Origin of the sequence: Actinoplanes octamycinicus, assembly GCF_014205225.1 — a bacterium.
GTDB lineage: Bacteria > Actinomycetota > Actinomycetes > Mycobacteriales > Micromonosporaceae > Actinoplanes > Actinoplanes octamycinicus.
Genome location: NZ_JACHNB010000001.1, coordinates 4,010,223 through 4,028,166, shown reverse-complemented (window position 1 = coordinate 4,028,166; position 17,944 = coordinate 4,010,223). Strand labels below are relative to the sequence as shown.

General features: G+C 73.7%; 15 protein-coding genes. 7 read left to right on the top strand and 8 right to left on the bottom strand.

Annotation, left to right across the window (positions count from 1 at the left end):
* Nucleotides 1-232 precede the first annotated feature (232 nt).
* On the top strand, nucleotides 233-1,534 hold the full coding sequence (locus BJY16_RS18060) for a diacylglycerol/lipid kinase family protein (protein ID WP_185040576.1): 1,302 nt from the start codon (nucleotides 233-235) through the stop codon (nucleotides 1,532-1,534).
* Nucleotides 1,535-1,725: 191 nt separating this feature from the next.
* Here BJY16_RS18060 and BJY16_RS18055 read toward each other — a convergent pair whose 3' ends face one another.
* On the bottom strand, nucleotides 1,726-2,268 hold the full coding sequence (locus tag BJY16_RS18055; protein WP_185040575.1) for a hypothetical protein: 543 nt from the start codon (nucleotides 2,266-2,268) through the stop codon (nucleotides 1,726-1,728).
* Between the two features lie 117 nt (nucleotides 2,269-2,385).
* Between BJY16_RS18055 and BJY16_RS18050 the strand changes: the two genes are divergently transcribed.
* From BJY16_RS18050 to BJY16_RS18040, 3 genes are read left to right on the top strand one after another with little or no spacing between them, the layout of a single operon-like run.
* Nucleotides 2,386-2,787, top strand: coding sequence for a lipoprotein (locus BJY16_RS18050; protein ID WP_185040574.1), 402 nt, complete (start codon nucleotides 2,386-2,388; stop codon nucleotides 2,785-2,787).
* A 10-nt stretch (nucleotides 2,788-2,797) separates the two neighbouring features.
* A complete protein-coding gene (locus BJY16_RS18045) occupies nucleotides 2,798-3,211 on the top strand; it encodes a DUF7144 family membrane protein (protein WP_185040573.1) in 414 nt (137 codons plus the stop codon).
* Nucleotides 3,208-4,089, top strand: coding sequence for a YihY/virulence factor BrkB family protein (locus BJY16_RS18040; RefSeq protein ID WP_239177528.1), 882 nt, complete (start codon nucleotides 3,208-3,210; stop codon nucleotides 4,087-4,089). The genes BJY16_RS18045 and BJY16_RS18040 overlap by 4 nt, the downstream gene beginning before the upstream one ends.
* On the opposite strand, the gene BJY16_RS18035 is transcribed toward BJY16_RS18040, so the two are convergent.
* Together BJY16_RS18035 and BJY16_RS18030 are read right to left on the bottom strand one after the other, a co-directional pair.
* Entirely contained in the window at nucleotides 4,031-5,434 is a 1,404-nt protein-coding gene (locus BJY16_RS18035; RefSeq protein WP_185040572.1) for an MFS transporter, read from the bottom strand. The two genes, BJY16_RS18040 and BJY16_RS18035, sit on opposite strands and share 59 nt — an antisense overlap.
* A 143-nt stretch (nucleotides 5,435-5,577) precedes the next feature.
* On the bottom strand, nucleotides 5,578-6,177 hold the full coding sequence (locus tag BJY16_RS18030) for an Rv1733c family protein (protein ID WP_185040571.1): 600 nt from the start codon (nucleotides 6,175-6,177) through the stop codon (nucleotides 5,578-5,580).
* Between the two features lie 273 nt (nucleotides 6,178-6,450).
* Between BJY16_RS18030 and BJY16_RS18025 the strand changes: the two genes are divergently transcribed.
* Entirely contained in the window at nucleotides 6,451-6,942 is a 492-nt protein-coding gene (locus BJY16_RS18025) for a hypothetical protein (protein WP_185040570.1), read from the top strand.
* 207 nt (nucleotides 6,943-7,149) lie between these two features.
* On the opposite strand, the gene BJY16_RS18020 is transcribed toward BJY16_RS18025, so the two are convergent.
* The 3 genes from BJY16_RS18020 to BJY16_RS18010 form a co-directional block, all read right to left on the bottom strand.
* Nucleotides 7,150-7,896 (bottom strand): metallophosphoesterase family protein, encoded by a 747-nt coding sequence (locus BJY16_RS18020; protein ID WP_185046519.1) that lies wholly within the window; start codon nucleotides 7,894-7,896, stop codon nucleotides 7,150-7,152.
* Between the two features lie 145 nt (nucleotides 7,897-8,041).
* On the bottom strand, nucleotides 8,042-8,878 hold the full coding sequence (locus BJY16_RS18015; RefSeq protein WP_185040569.1) for a class II glutamine amidotransferase: 837 nt from the start codon (nucleotides 8,876-8,878) through the stop codon (nucleotides 8,042-8,044).
* A 24-nt stretch (nucleotides 8,879-8,902) separates the two neighbouring features.
* The gene (locus BJY16_RS18010) at nucleotides 8,903-10,846 is read right to left on the bottom strand and encodes a phage holin family protein (RefSeq protein ID WP_185040568.1); all 1,944 of its coding nucleotides are present in this window, start codon (nucleotides 10,844-10,846) and stop codon (nucleotides 8,903-8,905) included.
* Nucleotides 10,847-11,062: 216 nt separating this feature from the next.
* Here BJY16_RS18010 and BJY16_RS18005 point away from each other — a divergent pair, with 216 nt between their 5' ends.
* The gene (locus tag BJY16_RS18005) at nucleotides 11,063-11,908 is read left to right on the top strand and encodes a YhjD/YihY/BrkB family envelope integrity protein (protein ID WP_185040567.1); all 846 of its coding nucleotides are present in this window, start codon (nucleotides 11,063-11,065) and stop codon (nucleotides 11,906-11,908) included.
* Here the strand turns inward: BJY16_RS18005 and BJY16_RS18000 are convergent.
* Nucleotides 11,880-14,456: a winged helix-turn-helix domain-containing protein gene (locus BJY16_RS18000; protein ID WP_239177526.1), complete on the bottom strand. Its 2,577-nt coding sequence runs from the start codon at nucleotides 14,454-14,456 to the stop codon at nucleotides 11,880-11,882. The genes BJY16_RS18005 and BJY16_RS18000 overlap by 29 nt on opposite strands.
* A gap of 337 nt (nucleotides 14,457-14,793) precedes the next feature.
* Between BJY16_RS18000 and BJY16_RS17995 the strand changes: the two genes are divergently transcribed.
* Entirely contained in the window at nucleotides 14,794-15,240 is a 447-nt protein-coding gene (locus tag BJY16_RS17995) for a DUF7144 family membrane protein (RefSeq protein ID WP_185040565.1), read from the top strand.
* Here the strand turns inward: BJY16_RS17995 and BJY16_RS48440 are convergent.
* Complete coding sequence (locus tag BJY16_RS48440) at nucleotides 15,237-17,834, bottom strand: winged helix-turn-helix domain-containing protein (RefSeq protein ID WP_185040564.1); 2,598 nt, start codon at nucleotides 17,832-17,834, stop codon at nucleotides 15,237-15,239. The genes BJY16_RS17995 and BJY16_RS48440 overlap by 4 nt on opposite strands.
* Nucleotides 17,835-17,944 lie beyond the last annotated feature (110 nt).

Sequence of the window (17,944 nt, the reverse complement as noted above, 5' to 3'; positions counted from 1 at the left end):
ATCGGCGCGCCGCGGCTCCCTGCCGACCCTTCACCCGGGAGAGCCCCCGCACCTCATCCCGCTGGAATGAGGCCGCAGGCAAAGGCTGCGGCGAGGCTGTCGGCAGCAGAGGGAGTGCGGTTCGCCGCCGGGCCGCGGGCGCTTGCGATCGCCATGGCTTTCGTACGACCGGAGCACCCGCCCGCGGTCACCCGGGCGGAGCCGCGTCCGTCGTACCGGAAAAGGAGCCGAAGTGATCGACAACCGTGAGCGTCGCTGGCTCGCCCGCCTCGCGTTCGTCGCGGCCGCCGCCGCCACCGTGCTGGTCCTCGCGGTCGCCGGCCTGCGCGGCAGCCTCGCGCTGCTGCTGACCGGCGTGGTCGGCAGCGCGGTGACGCTGGCCGCCGCCTGGCTTTTCCTCACCCACCGCGGCGTGCTCCGCTGGGCCGCCGGGCTGGTCGTGGTGCTCACCCCGGTGGTGGTCGCGGTGCTCTTCGCCCGCGCCAGCCTGATCTGGGTGGTGCTGGTGTTCGGCCTGCTCTGGAGCGCCGCGATGACGGCCGGCCGGCGGGCGCTGGCCACCGAGCCGGCGAGCCCGGTGGTGCTGCGCACCCCGCCGCCGCGACGACCGTTCCTGATCATGAATCCGCGCTCCGGGGGCGGGAAGGTCGGCCGGTTCCGGCTCGACGAGCGCGCCCGGGAGCTGGGCGCCGAGGTGTTCCTGCTGGACGGCCCGGCGGTGGACGTGGCCGAGGTGGCCCGGCAGGCGATCCGGGACGGCGCCGACCTGCTCGGGGTGGCCGGCGGGGACGGCACGCAGGCGCTGGTCGCCGGGGTGGCCGCCGAGCACGGCATCCCGTTCCTGGTGATCTCCGCGGGCACCCGCAACCACTTCGCCCTGGATCTGGGTCTGGACCGGGAGAACCCGGCGGCCTGCCTGGACGCGCTCACCGACGGCGAGGAGGTGCGGATCGACCTGGGCCGGATCGGGGACCGCACGTTCGTCAACAACGCGTCGTTCGGGGCCTACGCGGCCGTGGTGCAGAGCCCGGAGTACCGGGACGCGAAGATCGGCACCGCGCTGGACCTGCTGCCGGCCGCGCTCGACGGGCAGTCGCCGCTGGAGCTGACCGTGGACGGGACCACGCTGACCGGGCCGCAGGCCGTACTGATCAGCAACAACGCGTACCGGACGGACTCCGGGCAGCGGTCCGCGATGGACCGCGGCGAGCTGGGCGTGCTGGCGGTGACGGTGCGCGGGGCACTGGACGCGGCCGGGCTGATCGGGCGGCGCGGGCGGTCCCGGGCGCTGACCGTCCGGACCGCGCACGAGGCGGTGATCGACGCCGACCTGCCCGAGGTCCCGGTCGGGGTGGACGGCGAGGCCCTGGTCCTGCCGACGCCGGTGCGCTGCGAGATCCGGCCCGGCGCGCTCCGGGTCCGGGTCCCCCGCCAGCGGCCCGGCGTCCCCACGCCGCCCCCGCAACTCGACTGGACACGATTGCGGCGGCTGGCGGTGTCCCATGGCGCCGCCTCCGCGGCAGTGGGCCCCTGAGAGCCGACGCCGAGGGGCCCGGAAACGACCGGAGTCGTTTCCGGGCCCCTCGGCGTCATGCCGGGACCGGCCGCTACCGGCGGCGGTCGACGCGCCGGGTCACCCGTCGGGCGGTGCGCCGGCCGGTACGCCGGGCGACTCTCCGTGAACCGAACATGTCAGTCTCCTCTCCGTGTCGGACGACGCGGCGTTCAGGAACCCGCGGTCTCCAGGTCGTGCAGGATCTTGGCGTCCTCCGCGTTGACCAGCCCGATGGCGATCAGGTCGAGCGGGCTGATGAACCCGTCCGCCAGCCGGAACCCGCCGGCCCGGGCGATCGCGTCGCGCAGCGGCACCGCCCAGTGGTGCTCGATCAGCAGCAACGCGGCCGCGCTGTCGTTCGGGATGTCCTCGAGGACGTCCCAGGCCTGCGGGTCGTCGAAGACCGCGACCTGGCCGTCCTCCTCGGCCACGGCCGCGCCCAGCCGGGCGCCCGCCACCATCCCGTCCTCGCCCTCGATGCCGAGGCCGATCAACGCGCCGATCTTGCTGCCCAGCTCGACGGCCTCATCCTTGGTCAGGTTGCTCAGGTGCTCGACCTCCACCTCGCCCTGGGCGTCCTTGTAGACGGCGAGCGCGTCGATCACGCGCACCGTGTCGCTCTGCCGCAGCCGCTCCAGCTCGGCGATGACCTCGCCGTGGAAGTCCGGGTGCCGGAAACCCAGCACGATCAACTGGACGGGTCCGATGGCCATTTGTCGCTCCTTCTCGAATCCCTGCCTTTGCCCCGATCCTCTGTTCGGCGGCCCGGGTAGCGCCTCATCCGGCACGGGTGAGGCCCCGGCTCCGGCGCTCGCGGGACGCTGACCACCATGAAGCGGATCCTCGTCGTTCTCGTGCTGCTCCTCGGCCTGGCAGGCTGCTCGTCCTCGTCCGGCACCGCGGCCACGCCGCCGGTCTGTGACAGTTGGGAGGCGGTGCAGGTGACCGTCGGCCACATCAAGAACGTCAACGTCTCGGAGAACGGGCTGTCGGCGCTGCAGCCGTACCTGACCCAGCTCAAGGACCAGCTGAGCCAGCTCTATCTGGACGCCAAGGCGCAGTTCGCGGCGCAGGCCGAGGCGCTGAAGGCGGCCGCCCAGCAGCTCGGCGACGACCTGCGGACCGCCCGGGCCAACCCGGACCGGACCACGCTGGCCGCCGTGCGCAGCTCGGTCGCCGAGGTCCGGACCAGCGCCGACAGTCTGCACACCGCCATGGGCTCGACCTGCTGAGGAGGACGCCATGGAGATCGAGGAGAGCCGGGCCAGCGGCTGGGTCGCCTGGGTGCTGTTCGGCGGCATCCTGCTGGTGCTGCTCGGCGCGGTGCACCTGACCATCGGCCTGGTCGCCCTGCTCAAGCCGGAGGTCCTCGCCGACACCCGGGCCGAGCACCTGCTGTCGGTGCCGCTGACCGCGCTCGCCTGGGTGCACCTGGTGCTCGGGGTGGTCGCCCTGGTCACCGGGGTCGGGCTGGTCCGCGGGGTGACCTGGGCCCGGTTCGTGGCGCTCGGGATCGCGCTGCTGGCCGCGCTGGTCAACTTCGCGTTCATCGCGGTGCACCCGGCCTGGTCGGTGATCGCGATCGCGCTGGCCACGCTGATCGCCTGGGCGGTCGTGGCGCACGGCGGCGAGGTCGCCGACGCGTACGGCCGGTGATCCGCCGGCTCGACGATTGGCAGCGACGGCGGCGGGTGCCCGGTTTCGGGTACGCCGTCGTCTGCAAGTACCTCGACGACGGCGGCCCCAGGGAGGCCGCGCTGATCACCTACTACGGGTTCCTCAGCCTGTTCCCGGTGCTGCTGCTCGCCGTCACCATCGTGACCGAGGCCCTGCGGAACCGCCCGGAGCTGCGCCAGCGGATCATCGACGGGTTCGTGCCGGTCTCGCTGCGCCCCGAGGTGGACGCCGCGGTGGCGAGCCTGCCCACCTCGCACGCGGCGTGGATCGTCGGCGTCCTGGGCCTCGCCTACACCGCGGCCGGTGTGGTGCTCTCCGCCTACTTCACGCTCAACCACGTGGCGGCCGTGCCCTGGCGGAACCGGCCCGGCTACCTCTCCCGGTACCTGCGCGTCCTGGGCGCCCTGGCCGTTCTGCTGGCCGGGATCGTGGCCACCGCGCTGCTGCCCGCGGCCGCCGCCTTCGTCGCCGCGTTCCTGGTGTTGTGGCTGCTCACCCGGCTGCTGCTGGACCGGCCGGCGCCGCTGCGGGCGCTCTGGCCGGCCCTGCTGCTCGGCGCCGGCGCGGTGACCCTGATGCTGGAACTCGGCGCCGCGCTGCTGCCCCGGCTGATCCGCGGCGCCGGCCTGGTCTACGGCGGGTTCGCCACCGTGGCCGGCATTTTCACGCTGCTCTACCTGCTCAGCAACGCCCTGGTGCTGGCCGCCGAGGTGGCCGCCGTCCGGTGGGCCCGGCTCTGGCCCCGGGCCCTGGACCCGTCCCGGCCGACGGCCGCCGACCGGCGCGCCGTCGAGCTGCTCAAGCGGGAGCAGGAGCGTTTTGCCGAGGCAGGTAGAACGCCGCCGCCAGACCGATGAAGCCGGCCAGCGCGACCGCCACCATGGCGATGCTGTAGGCCGACCCGGGCCGCGAGCCGATCCCGGCCACCAGGATCGTCCCGGCCACCGCGCCGCCCAGCGCCGACCCCAGGTTCGAGACGCTGCGGGACAACCCGGAGATCTCGCCCTGCAGGTCCTCGCCGAACGCCGACTGGACCACGTTCACCGACGGGGTGAGCATGCCGCCCAGTCCGAAACCGATCACGAACAGGCCGGGCACGAACATCCACACCGACTTGGAGATCACCACCAGGGTGAGCAGCAGCACCACGCCCACCACGGTGATCACGAAGCCGGCCAGGATCAGCGTCCGCTGCGCGCGCCGCTTGGCGAACCGTTCCGCGGCCAGCGAGGAGATCAGCAGACCGGCCGTGGTCGCGGTGAACACCACGCCCGTCTCGATCGCGTTGTACCCCCGCACCACCTGCAGATAGGCGGACACCACGAAGGACGTGCCCATCAGCATCAGCCACTGGGCGCTCTGCGTGATCATGCCGAGGTTGGAGGTGCGGTTGTGGAACAGCTTGGTGGACAGCAGCGGCTCCTTGCCGGCCCGTTCCCTGGACCGCACGTGCGCGAAGAACCCGGCGAGCACGGCCGCGCCGGCGACCAGCAGCCCGAGCATCACCCCGACGTTGTCGTCCGCGGCCAGGATGCCGGAGACCACCAGCACCAGGCCGAGCGCGGAGAGCACCGCGCCGAGCGGGTCGGTCGGCCGGGTCGGGTCGGCCGGCAGCGGGTCCGTCACCCAGCGGCGGCTGAGCACCGCGATCAGCAGGACCATCGCGGCCTGGAACAGGAACGCGGCCCGCCAGCTGATCGCGGTGGAGATGAAGCCACCGATCAGCGGGCCGGTCGCCGCGCCGATCCCGCCCAGCGCGCTGATCATCCCGAACGCCCGGGCCCGCGAGGTCAGGTCGGTGAACAGCAGCGTGGTCAGGATGTAGACCGGCGGGATCAGCATCGCGGTGCCGATGCCCTCCAGGATCGAGTTGCCCAGGATCAGGATGCCCAGGCCGGGCGAGACCGCGCTGATCAGCGCGCCCACCCCGTAGACCAGCAGGCCGATGGTGAGGCACCGTTTCCGGCCGATCCGGTCGGTCAGCTTGCCGCCCGGGATCATCAGCGCGGCCATCACCAGCAGGAAGATCGTGATGGCCAGCTGGACGCCGGCCACCGTGGTGTTCAGGTCCTGGCTGATGTCGTTGATCATCACGTTCATGTTCGACCCGGCGAAGCTGCAGATGAACTGCGCCAGCGCGAACGGGATCAGCGCCCGTCTGAGCGCCGGCGAGAAACGCCCGGTCCTGGTCTGTTCCACCATCGCGGCACCGCCTTCAGTCGTCCGCCGTCACTACGCTTCCTCTCGGCGAACGCTGCCCGCAGCGGCAGCTCCGGGCATCCTCCCCGGCGCATGACCCGGCGCGGCAACACCGGGCACGTCAACCCCGCTTTCCGGTACGGCGGTCAGTACCGGCCACCCCAGCGGCTGTCCCGGCTCCAGCGCGGGCCGACCTCCATCCACTCCCGGCCCCAGGCCCGGTCCCGGCGCCGGTCCAGCATCCCGCGGCCGATCCGGTGCAGCCCGACCAGGGCGGCGCACAGGCTCAGCGTCACCGCGGCGCCCACCAGGACCGCCTGCGAGGTGGGGTTGCGGCTGGCCGGCGGCATCCGCAGCGTCCCGCTGTCGTCCACCCAGACCGGGATCCGGGCGCCGGTCTTCGCGTCCACGCCGGTCTGCACCACCCCGCTGCGCGCCGACCCGTCCGGCGCCGTCCAGGTGGCCTTGGCGGCCTGCGGGGAAGCCGTCCGGGCGCCCTCCGCCAGGGTCGTCGAGGTGTCCTCGACCAGCACCGCGTCGACCTGGAAGATGTGCTTGCGCTCCCACTGCTGAGCCCGCAGGTCCTGCCGGTAACTGGCCTCGCCGGCCCACCAGGCCAGCAGCGGCGCCCCGGCCAGGAACGAGAAGACCAGCACGAACACCATGAGACTCTCGACCCGGTCGGTGGTACGGCGCAGCACGTTGCGTTCCCAGCCGAACCGGCGCGCGACCCGACGCCCGATCATGTGGCAGCTCCCTCTCCCCCGCGCTCCTCGCAGGTCTCCCGAGCATCACCCGGGAACCTGTGCCGACGACGCACATCGGCGCACCGGGGCCTTCATGATCTGAGTGGCGAACCGCACCCGTCGCCATTCGCCACGGGTGATTCACCCGGCCCCGGTCACCGCGATCCACCCCGCCGGCCCCGGTCCCGGCGATCCACCCCGCCGGCCTGGGTCACGGCGATTCACCCCGCCTGGGTGAGGGCCGCCCGGCGCGGTTGCGGCCACGCTGTCCCCATGACCGGCACCCGAATCCGCCTCACCCACGAGTCCGCGGAAGCCACGGCATCCGGCATCTACGGCATCATCGTCGGCGCGGCCGTCCTGGTCGCCAGCCACGCGCTGACCGCCTGGCGGGACGTCCTGGCCGTGCTGATCACGCTGGTCGTCTACTGGGCCGCGGAACGTTACGCGCGGATCGTGGCCGAGCGGATCCACGAGGGCCACCGCCCCGCCTGGCACATCGTGCGCGAGCAGCTCACCAGCGGCTGGGAGATGGTCACCGCCTCGGTGCTGCCGCTGCTCACCCTGATCGCGGTCCGGCTGACCGGCGCCCAACTGGTCACCGCCGAGATCGCCTCGCTGGCGGTCAGCACGCTGCTGCTCTGCCTGGCCGGCTGGCGGGTCGGCGGAGGCGGCCGGCTCACCACCGGCGAGCGCGTGGTGTCCACCCTGGTCGCCGGCTCCTTCGGCGCCGCCCTGGTCATCCTCAAGACCCTGCTGCACTGAGCCTCCGGCTTGGTGGGCTGGGCCTCAGGGGTGTCTCAAGGGACTTGAGACACCCCTGAGGCCCAGCCCACCCACCCCGCGACGCGCGCATCGACCCGGACCGCACCGCGCCTCGCGGTGTTCGGCTGGGCGTGAGGGGTGCCTCAAGTCCCTTGAGGCACCCCTCACGCCCAGCCCGTGGGACCGCGACGCGCGGATCGGCCCGGGTCAGACCGGTCGGAGGGAGCGGAGCAGCGTCATGATCCGGCCGGTCTCCCAGCCGCGCTCCCCGGAGTACCGCTCGGTGACGGTGATCGCCTCGGCGTCCACCCGGATCAGGCTCCAGGAGCGCGCCGTGCCCCGGGTCCGGTGGCTGGTCGCGGTGCCCGCCACCACCACCGCGGCGCCGTCGATCCGGCGGACGTCCGGGACGTGGGTGTGCCCGGCGAGCACCAGGTCGACGCCGGCCGCCCGGGCCGCCCGCAGCAACCGGCCCCGGCCGGCCAGGCTCACCCCGATCGGCGGGTGGTGCAGCGCGATCAGTTTGACGTCGCTCTCCGCGGCGGACCCGAAGACCTCGGCGATCCGGTCCACGTGCCGGCCGGTGATCAGCCCGTCCTTCCAGCGCCACCGCGGCATCGACTGCAGGCCCAGGCCGACCAGTCCGGGGAGGCGGACGGCCGGGTCCAGGTCACGGTGGATCCAGGCCCGGTAACGTTCGTACGGCTCGGCCAGCCGCAGCGGGCTGAGCAGCGGCAGGTCGTGATTGCCGGTGACCGTCAGCACCGGCTGCGGCAGCGCGTCCAGCACCGCCTTGGCCAGCGCGAACTCCCGGGGCCGGGCGCGCATCGTCCAGTCCCCGGTGACCACGGTGAGCACCGGCGCGGCAGCCGTCACGTCGGCCAGCAGGGCCGGCACCGAGTCCGGCTCGTGCGCACCGAGGTGCAGGTCGGACAGGTGCGCGATGGTCAGCATGGCGCCGGCCCGGCGGGACGCGGTCCGAGCCGGGCCGGCGCGGTGAGTGCGGCGACGACACTCACCGGGAGGAACGACCTTCGCCATCGGTCATGATCACGACCGACTCGCCGGGCGGCAGCGCGCGGGGCATGGCGGTCCCGGCTCAGGGCGCGGCCGGCTCGAAGCGGCCCAGCTCGTCGGCGCCCTTCTGGATCACCCCGTAGCTGGACTCCGGCACCGGCTGCCAGGCGCCCTCGAGATCGGCGAGCGGCTCGGAGACGACCAGCCGGGACTCCTCGGAGAGCTGCTGCAGCCGGGCGTTGTCCGGGTAGAGCCGCTGCAGCGCGGTGGTCTCGGTGCTGTAGTACAGCGACCGGCTGTGCCCCTCGCTGGAGTAGCGGAAGGCCCAGACCCGGTCCCCGTCGGTGGTGGCCACCGTCATCTGCAGCGGATTGTCCACGTTGTGCGCGCGGCCGACCGCCTCGACCAGCCCGGCCATCCGCTCCACCGCGGCCACCGGCCGGTCCCGCAGCCCGAAGGTCAGCGCCAGGTGGAACATCACCTCGGAGTCGGTGGAACCGGCCAGCGACGCGTAGAGCCGCGGGTCGACGGCCAGCACCAGGTCACGCTTGAGCTTGGCGAACTCCCGGATCGAGCCGTTGTGCAGCCAGAGCCAGTTCTCGTGCCGGAACGGGTGGCAGTTGGTCTGCTGCACCGCGGTGCCGGTGCTGGCCCGGATGTGCGCCAGGAACAGCGGCGACACCGTGGACCGGGCGATCTCGCGCAGGTTGGCGTCGCTCCAGGCCGGCCCGACGCCACGGAACAGCGCCGGCTCGGCCGGGCCGTCCACCGGGTACCAGCCGACCCCGAAGCCGTCGCCGTTGGTGGTCTCCACCCCCTGGCGGGAGTGCATGCTCTGGTCGATCAGCGAATACCGTGGTTTGTAGAGCAGCTCTTCCAGGCGGATCGGGGTGCCCGAATACGCCAGCCAGCGACACATCGCGACTCCTTCTCAGTGTGCGGTTCACCCCGGTGGGGCGAGCTTCTTCAGGCACCCGCTCAGGTACCGGTAGACGTCGTCGGCGCCGATCAGCTCGCCGGGCGCGGCCCAGTCCCGCGGGTGGATCAGCACCGGCCGGTTCTGCTGGCCGCCCAGCCCGCCGTGGCAGCCGATCAGCTCCTCGAAGGCGGCGACCTCCTGGCTGACCGGGTCCCACAGGCTGTTCACCACCAGGTCGCCGGTGTGCGCGAGGCGGTCGTGCCGGCGCAGGTCGTCGGCCGCGTGCGGCCCGAACCCGAGCAGCGGATCGACCCCCATGACGTGGTCGTCGTCGAGCCAGCGGCGCCCGTCACGACCGAGCACGATCGGCCCCTCCCGCTCCGAGCGGACCAGCACCCAGCCGACCCCAGGGTGGCTGGTCAGGCCCGGCAGCAGCTCCGGGTGCCACTCGGTGATCTCTTCGAGGGTGACCCGCCCCGGTCGCCGCGCGAAATAGACCAGCGCCAGATTTCCCGACGCCGCGACCACCAGCTCGGCCCGGTCCGCTGTCCCTTCCGGTTCCGGCTTCCCGGTACGCCGCGGCGCACGCCGCGCGGCGCCCCCGACGCCGGCCCGCAGATTCCGCGCCCGCCCGCCCTGCTCGTCCTCCTCCGCCACCACCACGTCGCGGGTCGTGGTCAGCTCGGCGAGCAGGTCCTCCAGCCGGATCCCGTACCGCTGGCGGAACGTCGCGCCCTGACTCTGGCCGTGATCGGAGAGCACCACGAACCGGTACGGCCGGGGCGCCGCCGCGGCGACCTCCTCCAGCGTGGCCAGCGCCGCGTCGATCCCCTCCAGCGAGGCCAGCGACTCCGGCCGGGCCGGCCCGGCGTGGTGCGCGATCTCGTCGTAGTCGACGAAGTCGCAGTAGACCGACGGCGCCCCGCGCATCATCTGCTCGGCCAGCACGGCCAGGTTCAGGTGCCGCAGCATCACGTTGGTGGCGCCCCGCAGCAGCACGTACGACCAGGTGCGGCGCATCCGCGGCTGGACCCGGCGGAGCCGCTGCCGGCGAGCCTGGTGCAGCTCCTTGACGATCTCCCCGACGGTCAGCACCAGCGAGCGGGTCAGGCCGAACGGGTCGAGCAGGAACGAGCTGACGTAGTGCGCCGGGGCGTTGCCGCGCCGGGCGGTGCTCATCGTCAGCAGCGAGGTCGGAGCGTCGCCGGAGAACACGTTGCTGACGCTCACCCCGCCGTCGGCCAGCAGCCCCTGCCCGTCCGAGCAGCGGCTCTCCACCAGCGCGGCGTCCTGCGGGTGGTTGGTGACGACCAGCCGGCCGGTGTCCTTCTCGTACCACCGGAAGGCCGGCACCTGGGCGCTCGCCCCGTGCAGCAGGCCGGCCTGGCTGGCCGGGGTGGTGGCCGGCAGCTGCGCGTGCCACTCGACCAGCGCGTGGCTGCCGCCGGCCAGCCAGCGGCCCAGGGTGGGCAGGTTGCCGGCGTCGATCGCCCACCGGGCGAGCGGCGCGGAGAGCCCGTCGATCTGCAGGAACAGCACGCCCGGCGTCTCGGTCCGCGGCACCTGTTCGCGGAACCGCCGGTTGACCCGGAGCAGATGCTGGGTGACCGCGCCGTCCTGTCCCGCCGTGACCACCCAGAGACCCACGCTCATCAGCGCCCCGCCGAGCCAGGCGGCCACGAAGGCGGCCCAGAACTCGGTCACGTGCACCCCCGGCGCCAGCAGCAGCGCGGCCCACACCACCAGCGCCTGGCAGACCAGCCAGCCGGCCACCACGCCGATCCAGCCGAGGGCGGAGAGCAGCCGCACCACGATCGGCCGGACCACCGCGCCGAGCGCGCCGACCAGGATCGCCACGGCCAGCACCGACCAGCCGTCGTCGGCGCTGATCCCGGGGAGCACGGCGATGGTCACCCCGACGACGACGGTCCCGAGCCCGATGGTGACGAGAAGCTCCCTGACCCGCATCGCCTCAGCGTCCCGGCCGGCCGGCGTCGCCACCTCACTCCGGCGGGGTGAACGGCGGAACGACCGACGGAGGGAAGGGACGGCCGGACGGCCGGGCGGCGGGGCGGGCCCGGGCGGCGGGACGCTCCGGTCGTACCGGAAAGCGGTTTTCACTCCCGTGGGATGGGGTGGCCCGGCGGCGGCTCGCGGACAGTGAGCCACCGGAGGTGAGTCGCCATGCCGGAACCGACCGGATGGGAGTCGCGGATCCCGGCCTGGCTGCGGCCGCGGGCCGCGCTGTGGCTCGGCGGGCGGGTCGGCAGGCTGGTGCTGGACGGCGCCGGGGAACTGGTCCGGGTGCAGATCTTCGACCGCTCGATGACCCTGGCGGCGCAGTCGTTCACCTCGGTCTTCCCGCTCCTGATCATGCTGGCGGCGCTGGTCGGGGCCGGTCACCGGGCCCGGCTGGCCGAGGTGCTGCACCTGCCGGCCACCAGCGAGCGGCTGCTGCAGCAGGCGCTCAGCGGCAGCCACAGCAACGCGTTCGGCGTGGTCGGCTGCCTGATCGTGCTGCTCTCGGCGACCGGGCTGAGCCGGGCGCTGGTCCGCTCCTACCTGGTGGTGTGGACGGTGCGGGAGAAGCCCGGCGGCGCGGCGGCGTCCGGGCGGCAGATCGGCACCGTGGTGGTGCTGGTGGTGTTCCTGCTCTTCGCCCGGGTGCTGGGCTGGGTGGCCTCGCTGCTGCCGGCCCCGCACGTCTCCGGGGTGCTGGTCGCCTTCGTCGCGGACTGCGCGCTGGCGGTCCTGTTGCCCTGGCTGCTGCTCGGCCGGCGGGCCCCGAAGGGCCCGCTGCTGGCCGGTGGTCTGGTCTTCGGCCTGCTGATGATCGCGGTGCGCGGCGCCGGGGCGATCTATCTGCCCCGGGCGCTGCAGTCCAGCGCCGACCGGTACGGCACGATCGGGCTGGCCTTCACCTACATCGGCTGGCTTTACGTGCTCTCCTTCTGCCTGCTGCTGGCGGCGATCATCGGCAACCTGCTCAGCCGGGAATTCCTCACAGCAGCCCCAGCTGACGAGCCGTGACCACGGCCTCTCGGCGACGCCCGGCGCCCAGCTTGCGATAGATCGAGCGCATGTGCGCCTTGACCGTGTTCACCGAGATGCCGAGGTTCTCGGCGATCTCGCCGGCGGTCAGCACGGTCGGCAGATATTGCAGGACGTCGATCTCCCGCTCGCTGAGCGGACCGGCCGCCGGCCCCCCGATGATCGGGATCTCGCCGGTGATCTCGGCGAGCACGCTCTCCCCGGACGGGCCGGGCGACTCGGTCAGCCACTGCTGCCGCTCGGCCAGCACCAGCACCCGGTCCGCGTCGAAGCGGCGGAACGGCCGCCGGAGGTGCTCCGGCTCGGCCCCGGCCAGCGCGCGGGCCATCGCGTCGGCGGCCCGCTGCCCGCGGCCCTGCGCGTCGGCCGCGAGCGCGGTGAGCAGCCAGGCGGAGACCGCGGCCAGCCGGTCGGTGCCCTCCCGGACCCGGGCCAGCAGCTCTTCGGCCCGGGCCGGCAGACCGGCCGCCTGCCAGGCCTGCGCCACCCGCAGCTGCTCGGCCGGGTAGAGCCCGGCCCGCCCGGCGTAGCGGTCGAGCACCGCGTTCGGCCGGCCGCGGGCCAGATCGATCTCGCTGTGCGCGACGTCGAGGATCCGCTGCAGGATCGGCGCGACCAGACCCGGCCCGGCCTCCTCGGCCACCACGCCGAGCAGCGCCCGGGCCGAGTTCGCCTCGCCGCGGTCGATCAGCAGGTAGGCCCGGATCACGCCGGTGAGCACGGCCAGCGCCGCCTCCGGCTGCTCGCCCGAGGCGTGCAGCGCGCGCCGCAGCGACTCCTCGGCCTCCGCCTCCCGGCCCTGCTCCTGGTCGATCACCGCCTGGGCGAGCAGGGCCGCGGCGACCGGCGCCCGGTCCTCGGCGTCGATCCGGCGGGCCACCCCGACCGCCGCGGCGACGTGCTCGCGGGCCTCCACCATCGAGCCCTGGATCACGCTGAGCAGCGCCAGGTGGCCGAACGCGCTGATCTCGACGATCGGCACCCCGGCCGCCCGGGCGCCGGTGGCGGCCGCCCACAGGTAGCGGTCGGCGTGGTCGAACCGGTCCGTCCAGATCATCCCGATGCCCTTGTTGAGCAGGGCGAGCGCCCGGTACTGCGGCATCGCCGGCACCTGGTCCCAGCGCAGCCGGCCCAGCTCGGCGAGCACCTCGGTGAAGGCGTCCACCAGCCGGGGCATGTCCCCCCGCCAGCGGAAGACGATGACCGCCTCGACCATGTCCAGCGCCAGCCCGATCACCCGGCGGTCCTCGGCGCTCCGGTCGGCCAGCATCGCCCGGCAGTGCGCGACCCGGCCGGCCACGCCGGCCACGTCACCGAGCGCGTAGGTCCGCAGCACCGCGCAGAAGGCCAGCTCGGCGCTGTCGTCCAGGCGCTCGGCCGGGATCCGCTGGAGCAGCGCGGCGATGTCGGTGCGGTCCGAGGAGCCGAACAGCGGCATCCCGTAGTCGACCACCAGACGGCCGACCAGCTGCCAGTCACCGGCGGTGGCGGCGTGGTTGAGCGCGGCCAGCGGGTTGCCCACCCGGGCGTGCCACTGGGCGGCCAGCAGGTGCAGCCGGGACACCGTGCCGTTCTGCTCGAAGAGCAGCTGGCGGCGCAGCGCGGCACGGAACTGCCGGTGGTAACGGAACCAGCCGTTCGTACCGACCCGTTCCAGGAAGAGGTTCGCCCGCTCCAGCTCGGCCAGCAGCTGCTCGCCGTTGCGCCGGCCGGTCAGCGCCTCGGCCAGGGCGCCGGAGACCCGGTCCGGCACGCTGGTCCAGAGCAGGAACTCGCGGACCTCCGGGGGCTGCCCGGCCAGCACCTCGCGGACCAGGTAGTCGGCGGCCGCCTCGTCCGGGCCGACGCCGGCCGGCGCGTCCAGCGCCAGGCGCAGCCCGGCGGCCCAGCCCTCGGTGCCGCGGACCAGCTCGGCCAGCCGGTCCACCGGCAGCCGGCGGCCGCGCAGGGCGAGCAGCTCGCCCGCCTCGTCCACCCGGAAGGCCAGGTCGTGGGCCTTGATCTCGGTCAGCTCGCCGGCCGCCCGGAGCCGGTGCAGCGGCAGGTCCGGCTCGGCCCGGCTGATCAGCACCAGGCGCAACCGCTCCGGCGGGTTCCGGATCAGGCCGCCGAGCCCGTCCAGCACCCGCGGGTCCCGGATCTCCTGCAGGTCGTCCAGGATCACCACGACCGGCGACGGCATCGTGGCCAGGCCGGAGCCGAGCCGGCGCAGGAACGCCGGGGCGTCGACGGAGAGCACCGGCCCGCGGTCCGGGATCGGGGTGCCGGGCCGGACCGCGCCGCTGGTGCGCAGGGCCAGGATCAGGTCGGACCAGAACACGTACGGATCGTTGTGCCCGGCCTCGCAGGACATCCAGGCGATCGGGCCGCCCATCGAGCGGGCGCCGGCCCACGCGGAGGCCAGCGCGGTCTTGCCCCAGCCCGGCCCGGCACAGATCAGCGTCACCGCGTGGCGGGCGCCGACGTCGATCATCTCGGCCAGCCGGGTCCGCCAGATCACCCCCTGCGGCAGTCGCGGACGGGCCACCCGGGCCGCTATGTGTGCCGGCGGGCCACTGCCCGCTGCCTCTCGCATGATGCCCCCAACCCCCCGAAAGCATTGTTGGCCTGGAACCGGCCGACATCACTGTCCGTAACTGATAGTTGAAGCTTCACGCTGCGAGCCCCGCCCCCAGAGCCACAGCCGTGACGATCAGTGCGCGACCGGTCGGGCCACCCCGACACGGAATCACAGGGCGTGCAAGACCGGCAACCCCCCGTATTCGCACGTACCGCGCATTCCAACGTGCAAGTTGCACGATCTTGAGTGAGGTTCACCCTTGACGCGGGAGGTGTGAACCGGCCGCAAGAGGTCTTCTAGGTGCATGTCGAACAGTAGCTACGCAAGTGAGCGACCGACCGGGGCCGACGCGCCCGCCGCGCCGGCCACCGGCTGGGCCGGCATGGTGGTCTTCGCCGGAGTCCTCCTGCTGACCCTGGGTGTCTTCCAGCTGACCGAGGGCCTGGTGGCCCTCTACGAGGACCACTTCTACCTGGTGTCCTCCGACGCGCTCGTGCTCCAGATGAGTTACACCACCTGGGGCTGGGTGCACGTCGGCCTCGGCCTGCTGTCGCTGGTGGCCGCGGGTGGTGTCTTCCTCGGCCGGATCTGGGGCCGGGCGATCGGCATCCTGATCGCCTTCCTCGGCGCCCTGCTGCACTTCATGTTCATCGCCGCCCAGCCGGTCTGGGCCTCCATCCTGATCGGCATGGACGTGCTGATCATCTACACCCTGGCCGCGCACGGCGGGGCCGTGCGGAAGCAGCACTAGATCAGGTTCAGGGCCCGCGCCCGGCGCACCGCCTCGTTGCGCCGGGACGCGGACAGCTTGCGCAGGATGCTGCGCACGTGGGTCTTCACGGTGTTGACCGATACGTACATCGAGGCGGCGATCTCCTCGGTCGGCAGCATCTCGGCCATCCCGCGCAGCACGTCCAGCTCCCGCTTGCTGAGCGCCTCCACCACCACCGGCTCACCGACCGCCGGGCTACCGGAGGGGCCACCCAGCGCGGCCAGCTTCTCGTCGTCGCGCAGCACCCGTCGCAGCGCGCCCCAGACCTGGTGCACCGGCCGCCGGACGTTCTCCGGCCCGGCCACCCGCAGCGCCCGGCGCAGCGCCTCCCGGGCGCCGGCCGCGTCGTCCGCGCCGGCCGCCAGCATGGCCAGCAGCAGCCAGGCGTCCAGGGCCACCGGCGTCGCCACCCCTGCGGCGTCGGCGACCGTCCGGGCGACCTCGTGCGCGCGCGACGTGTCGCCGCGGGCCAGCGCCAGGCCGGCCTCGACCACGGCCACGTCGGCGCTGCGCCGGTGGGTGTGGACACTGAGGACCTCGGCCGCGTCGTCCAGCCGGACCGCGCCGATCAGCAGCCGGGCCCGGGCCAGGTCGATCTCCCGGCGCAGCCAGGACGGCGCGCCCGGGACCGGGATCAGTGCGGTCAGCGCGCCGCGCAGCTCGCCGCGGACCTGCAGACGACGTGACTTGACCACGGCGTGCGCGGCGATCGCGAGCGGGTCGTCGCCGAGGTGCGCGGCGCGCAGGTGCCGGTCGGCGGCCTCGATGTCGTACCGCTCCAGGGCCACCCAGGCGAGCGTCACCTCGGCGGCGGCCGGCCGGCGATCCCGGTCCAGGCCGCACTGGGTGGCCAGGTCCAGGGCCTGCCGCGCCGCGCTCTCCGCCCGGCCCAGCCGCCCCCGGTACGCCTCCAGCACCGCCACCGTCCGCAGACAGTCCATCGTGAGCGTCTCGTAGCCGGCCGGCGTCGCCGTCACCGCCTCGGTGAGCACCGTGACCGCCCCGTTGACGTCGCCGCACGCGTTGCGCGCCCGGCCCTCGGCGGCCAGCAGCACCGCCCGCAGCTCCGGCCGGCGGGCCAGTTTCCGGGCCGGGGCCACCGCCAGGAACGCGTTCGCCACCGGCGCCAGCTCCGCCACCTGCTCCGGCTCCGGGCCGCCGGCCAGCAGCAGCAACCGCATCAGGAAGCAGGCCAGGGTGACCCCCTCGTCGCAGTCGCTGCCCTGGATCGCCAGCAGGTTGCTGGCCAGCGTGAACAGCTCGCGGGCCTCGTCCGGGCGGCCGTCGCCCCAGGCCAGGGCGGAGCGGACCAGCACCACCTCGGGCAGGTCCAGGTGCTCGGGCAGGGCGGCGAGCAGCCCACCGAGCCGGCCCGCGGTGCCCTCGACGACCAGCCGGCCGACCGCGAAGTCCTCGACCACCATGGCCGCGGCGATCCCCCAGTCGCCGGCCTCGACCGCGTGCTCCACCGCGTCGGTGAGCCGGCCGTGCTGGGACAGCCAGCGCGCGGCGCGCTGGTGCAGCACCGCGATCTGCTCGGGCTCCACCCAGGACAGCTGGGCGCGCAGCAGCTCGGCGAAGAGCCGGTGATAGCGATAGAGGTCGGCGCCCTCACCGACCGGCTGGATGAAAGCGTTCTCCCGGGTGAGCACGGCCAGCAGCCGGGCCGCGTCGGGCCGCGCGGTGACCGTGGCGGCCAGCTCCGCGGAGAAGGTGTCCAGGATGCTGGTCTCCAGCAGGAAGCGCCGCACGGCCGGTGACTGGGTACGCAGCACCTCGCCGATGAAGTACTCGGCGATCGTCGACTCGTCGCCGGAGATCGCGCTGACCATCCGGGTGACGTCCTCGCTGCCCTGCATCGCGCAGGCGCAGAGCCGGATCCCGGCGGCCCAGCCCTCGGTGTGCTCGAGCAGGGCGGCGAGATCCTTCCCGGCCACCGGCACCCCGTGCAGGTCCATCAGCCGGGCCGTCTCCTCGGCGGTGAACGCCAGGTCGGCGGTGCGCACCTCGCGCAGCTGACCGGCCAGGCGGTACCGGTAGAGCGGCAGCGGCGGGTCCCACCGGCCGGCCAGCACCACCCGCAGCCCGCGGACGTGGGCCAGCAGGAACTCCAGCCCGGCCGCCCACTCGCGGCCGGGCAGCTGGGCGGCGCCGTCCAGGACCAGCACCACCGGGGTGGGCTGCTCGTCGATCACGTCGGCCAGCCGGGCCAGCACCGCCCGGCTGGCCGAGGCGCTGGGCACGGCCGGCTCCGGGGCCGGCACGCCGGCCCGGCGCAGGCCCTCCAGAACGTACGACCAGAAGGTGGGCGCCGGCTCGTCACCGTTCTCCAGGGTGACCCAGGCGATCGGCCAGTCCACCGCGCGGGCGCGCACCCAGGAGGCGAGCAGCTGCGACTTGCCACTGCCGGCCAGCCCGGTCACCAGCGTGACCGGGCCGCGTACCCCTTCGCTCACCCGGTCCAGCAGGGCCGGCCGGGCCACCATGAACGGCGGCGCGGCCGGCACCGCGAATTTCGAGGCGAGTAGGGAACCGGATATGTCGGGTGAGTCGGTGATCTGGGTGATGGTCACGTCCGCTACCTCCGAGGTCGACCCCGTTCGCGATCTCCTCGTTCAGACTTCCCGGGGCAGCGGACCGGCGCATCGTCCGGATCGGATAATCCGTGACCGTTAGTCCTGGT

Bases quoted from the DNA above. Each gene is read 5' to 3' on its own strand.
- BJY16_RS18035 (WP_185040572.1), bottom strand. From the start codon at position 5,434: ATGGTGGAACAGACCAGGACCGGGCGTTTCTCGCCGGCGCTCAGACGG.
- BJY16_RS18050 (WP_185040574.1), top strand. From the start codon at position 2,386: ATGAAGCGGATCCTCGTCGTTCTCGTGCTGCTCCTCGGCCTGGCAGGC.
- BJY16_RS18005 (WP_185040567.1), top strand. From the start codon at position 11,063: ATGCCGGAACCGACCGGATGGGAGTCGCGGATCCCGGCCTGGCTGCGG.
- BJY16_RS18015 (WP_185040569.1), bottom strand. From the start codon at position 8,878: ATGTGTCGCTGGCTGGCGTATTCGGGCACCCCGATCCGCCTGGAAGAG.
- BJY16_RS18030 (WP_185040571.1), bottom strand. From the start codon at position 6,177: ATGATCGGGCGTCGGGTCGCGCGCCGGTTCGGCTGGGAACGCAACGTG.
- BJY16_RS18025 (WP_185040570.1), top strand. From the start codon at position 6,451: ATGACCGGCACCCGAATCCGCCTCACCCACGAGTCCGCGGAAGCCACG.
- BJY16_RS18020 (WP_185046519.1), bottom strand. From the start codon at position 7,896: ATGCTGACCATCGCGCACCTGTCCGACCTGCACCTCGGTGCGCACGAG.
- BJY16_RS17995 (WP_185040565.1), top strand. From the start codon at position 14,794: ATGTCGAACAGTAGCTACGCAAGTGAGCGACCGACCGGGGCCGACGCG.
- BJY16_RS18045 (WP_185040573.1), top strand. From the start codon at position 2,798: ATGGAGATCGAGGAGAGCCGGGCCAGCGGCTGGGTCGCCTGGGTGCTG.
- BJY16_RS18055 (WP_185040575.1), bottom strand. From the start codon at position 2,268: ATGGCCATCGGACCCGTCCAGTTGATCGTGCTGGGTTTCCGGCACCCG.
- BJY16_RS18010 (WP_185040568.1), bottom strand. From the start codon at position 10,846: ATGCGGGTCAGGGAGCTTCTCGTCACCATCGGGCTCGGGACCGTCGTC.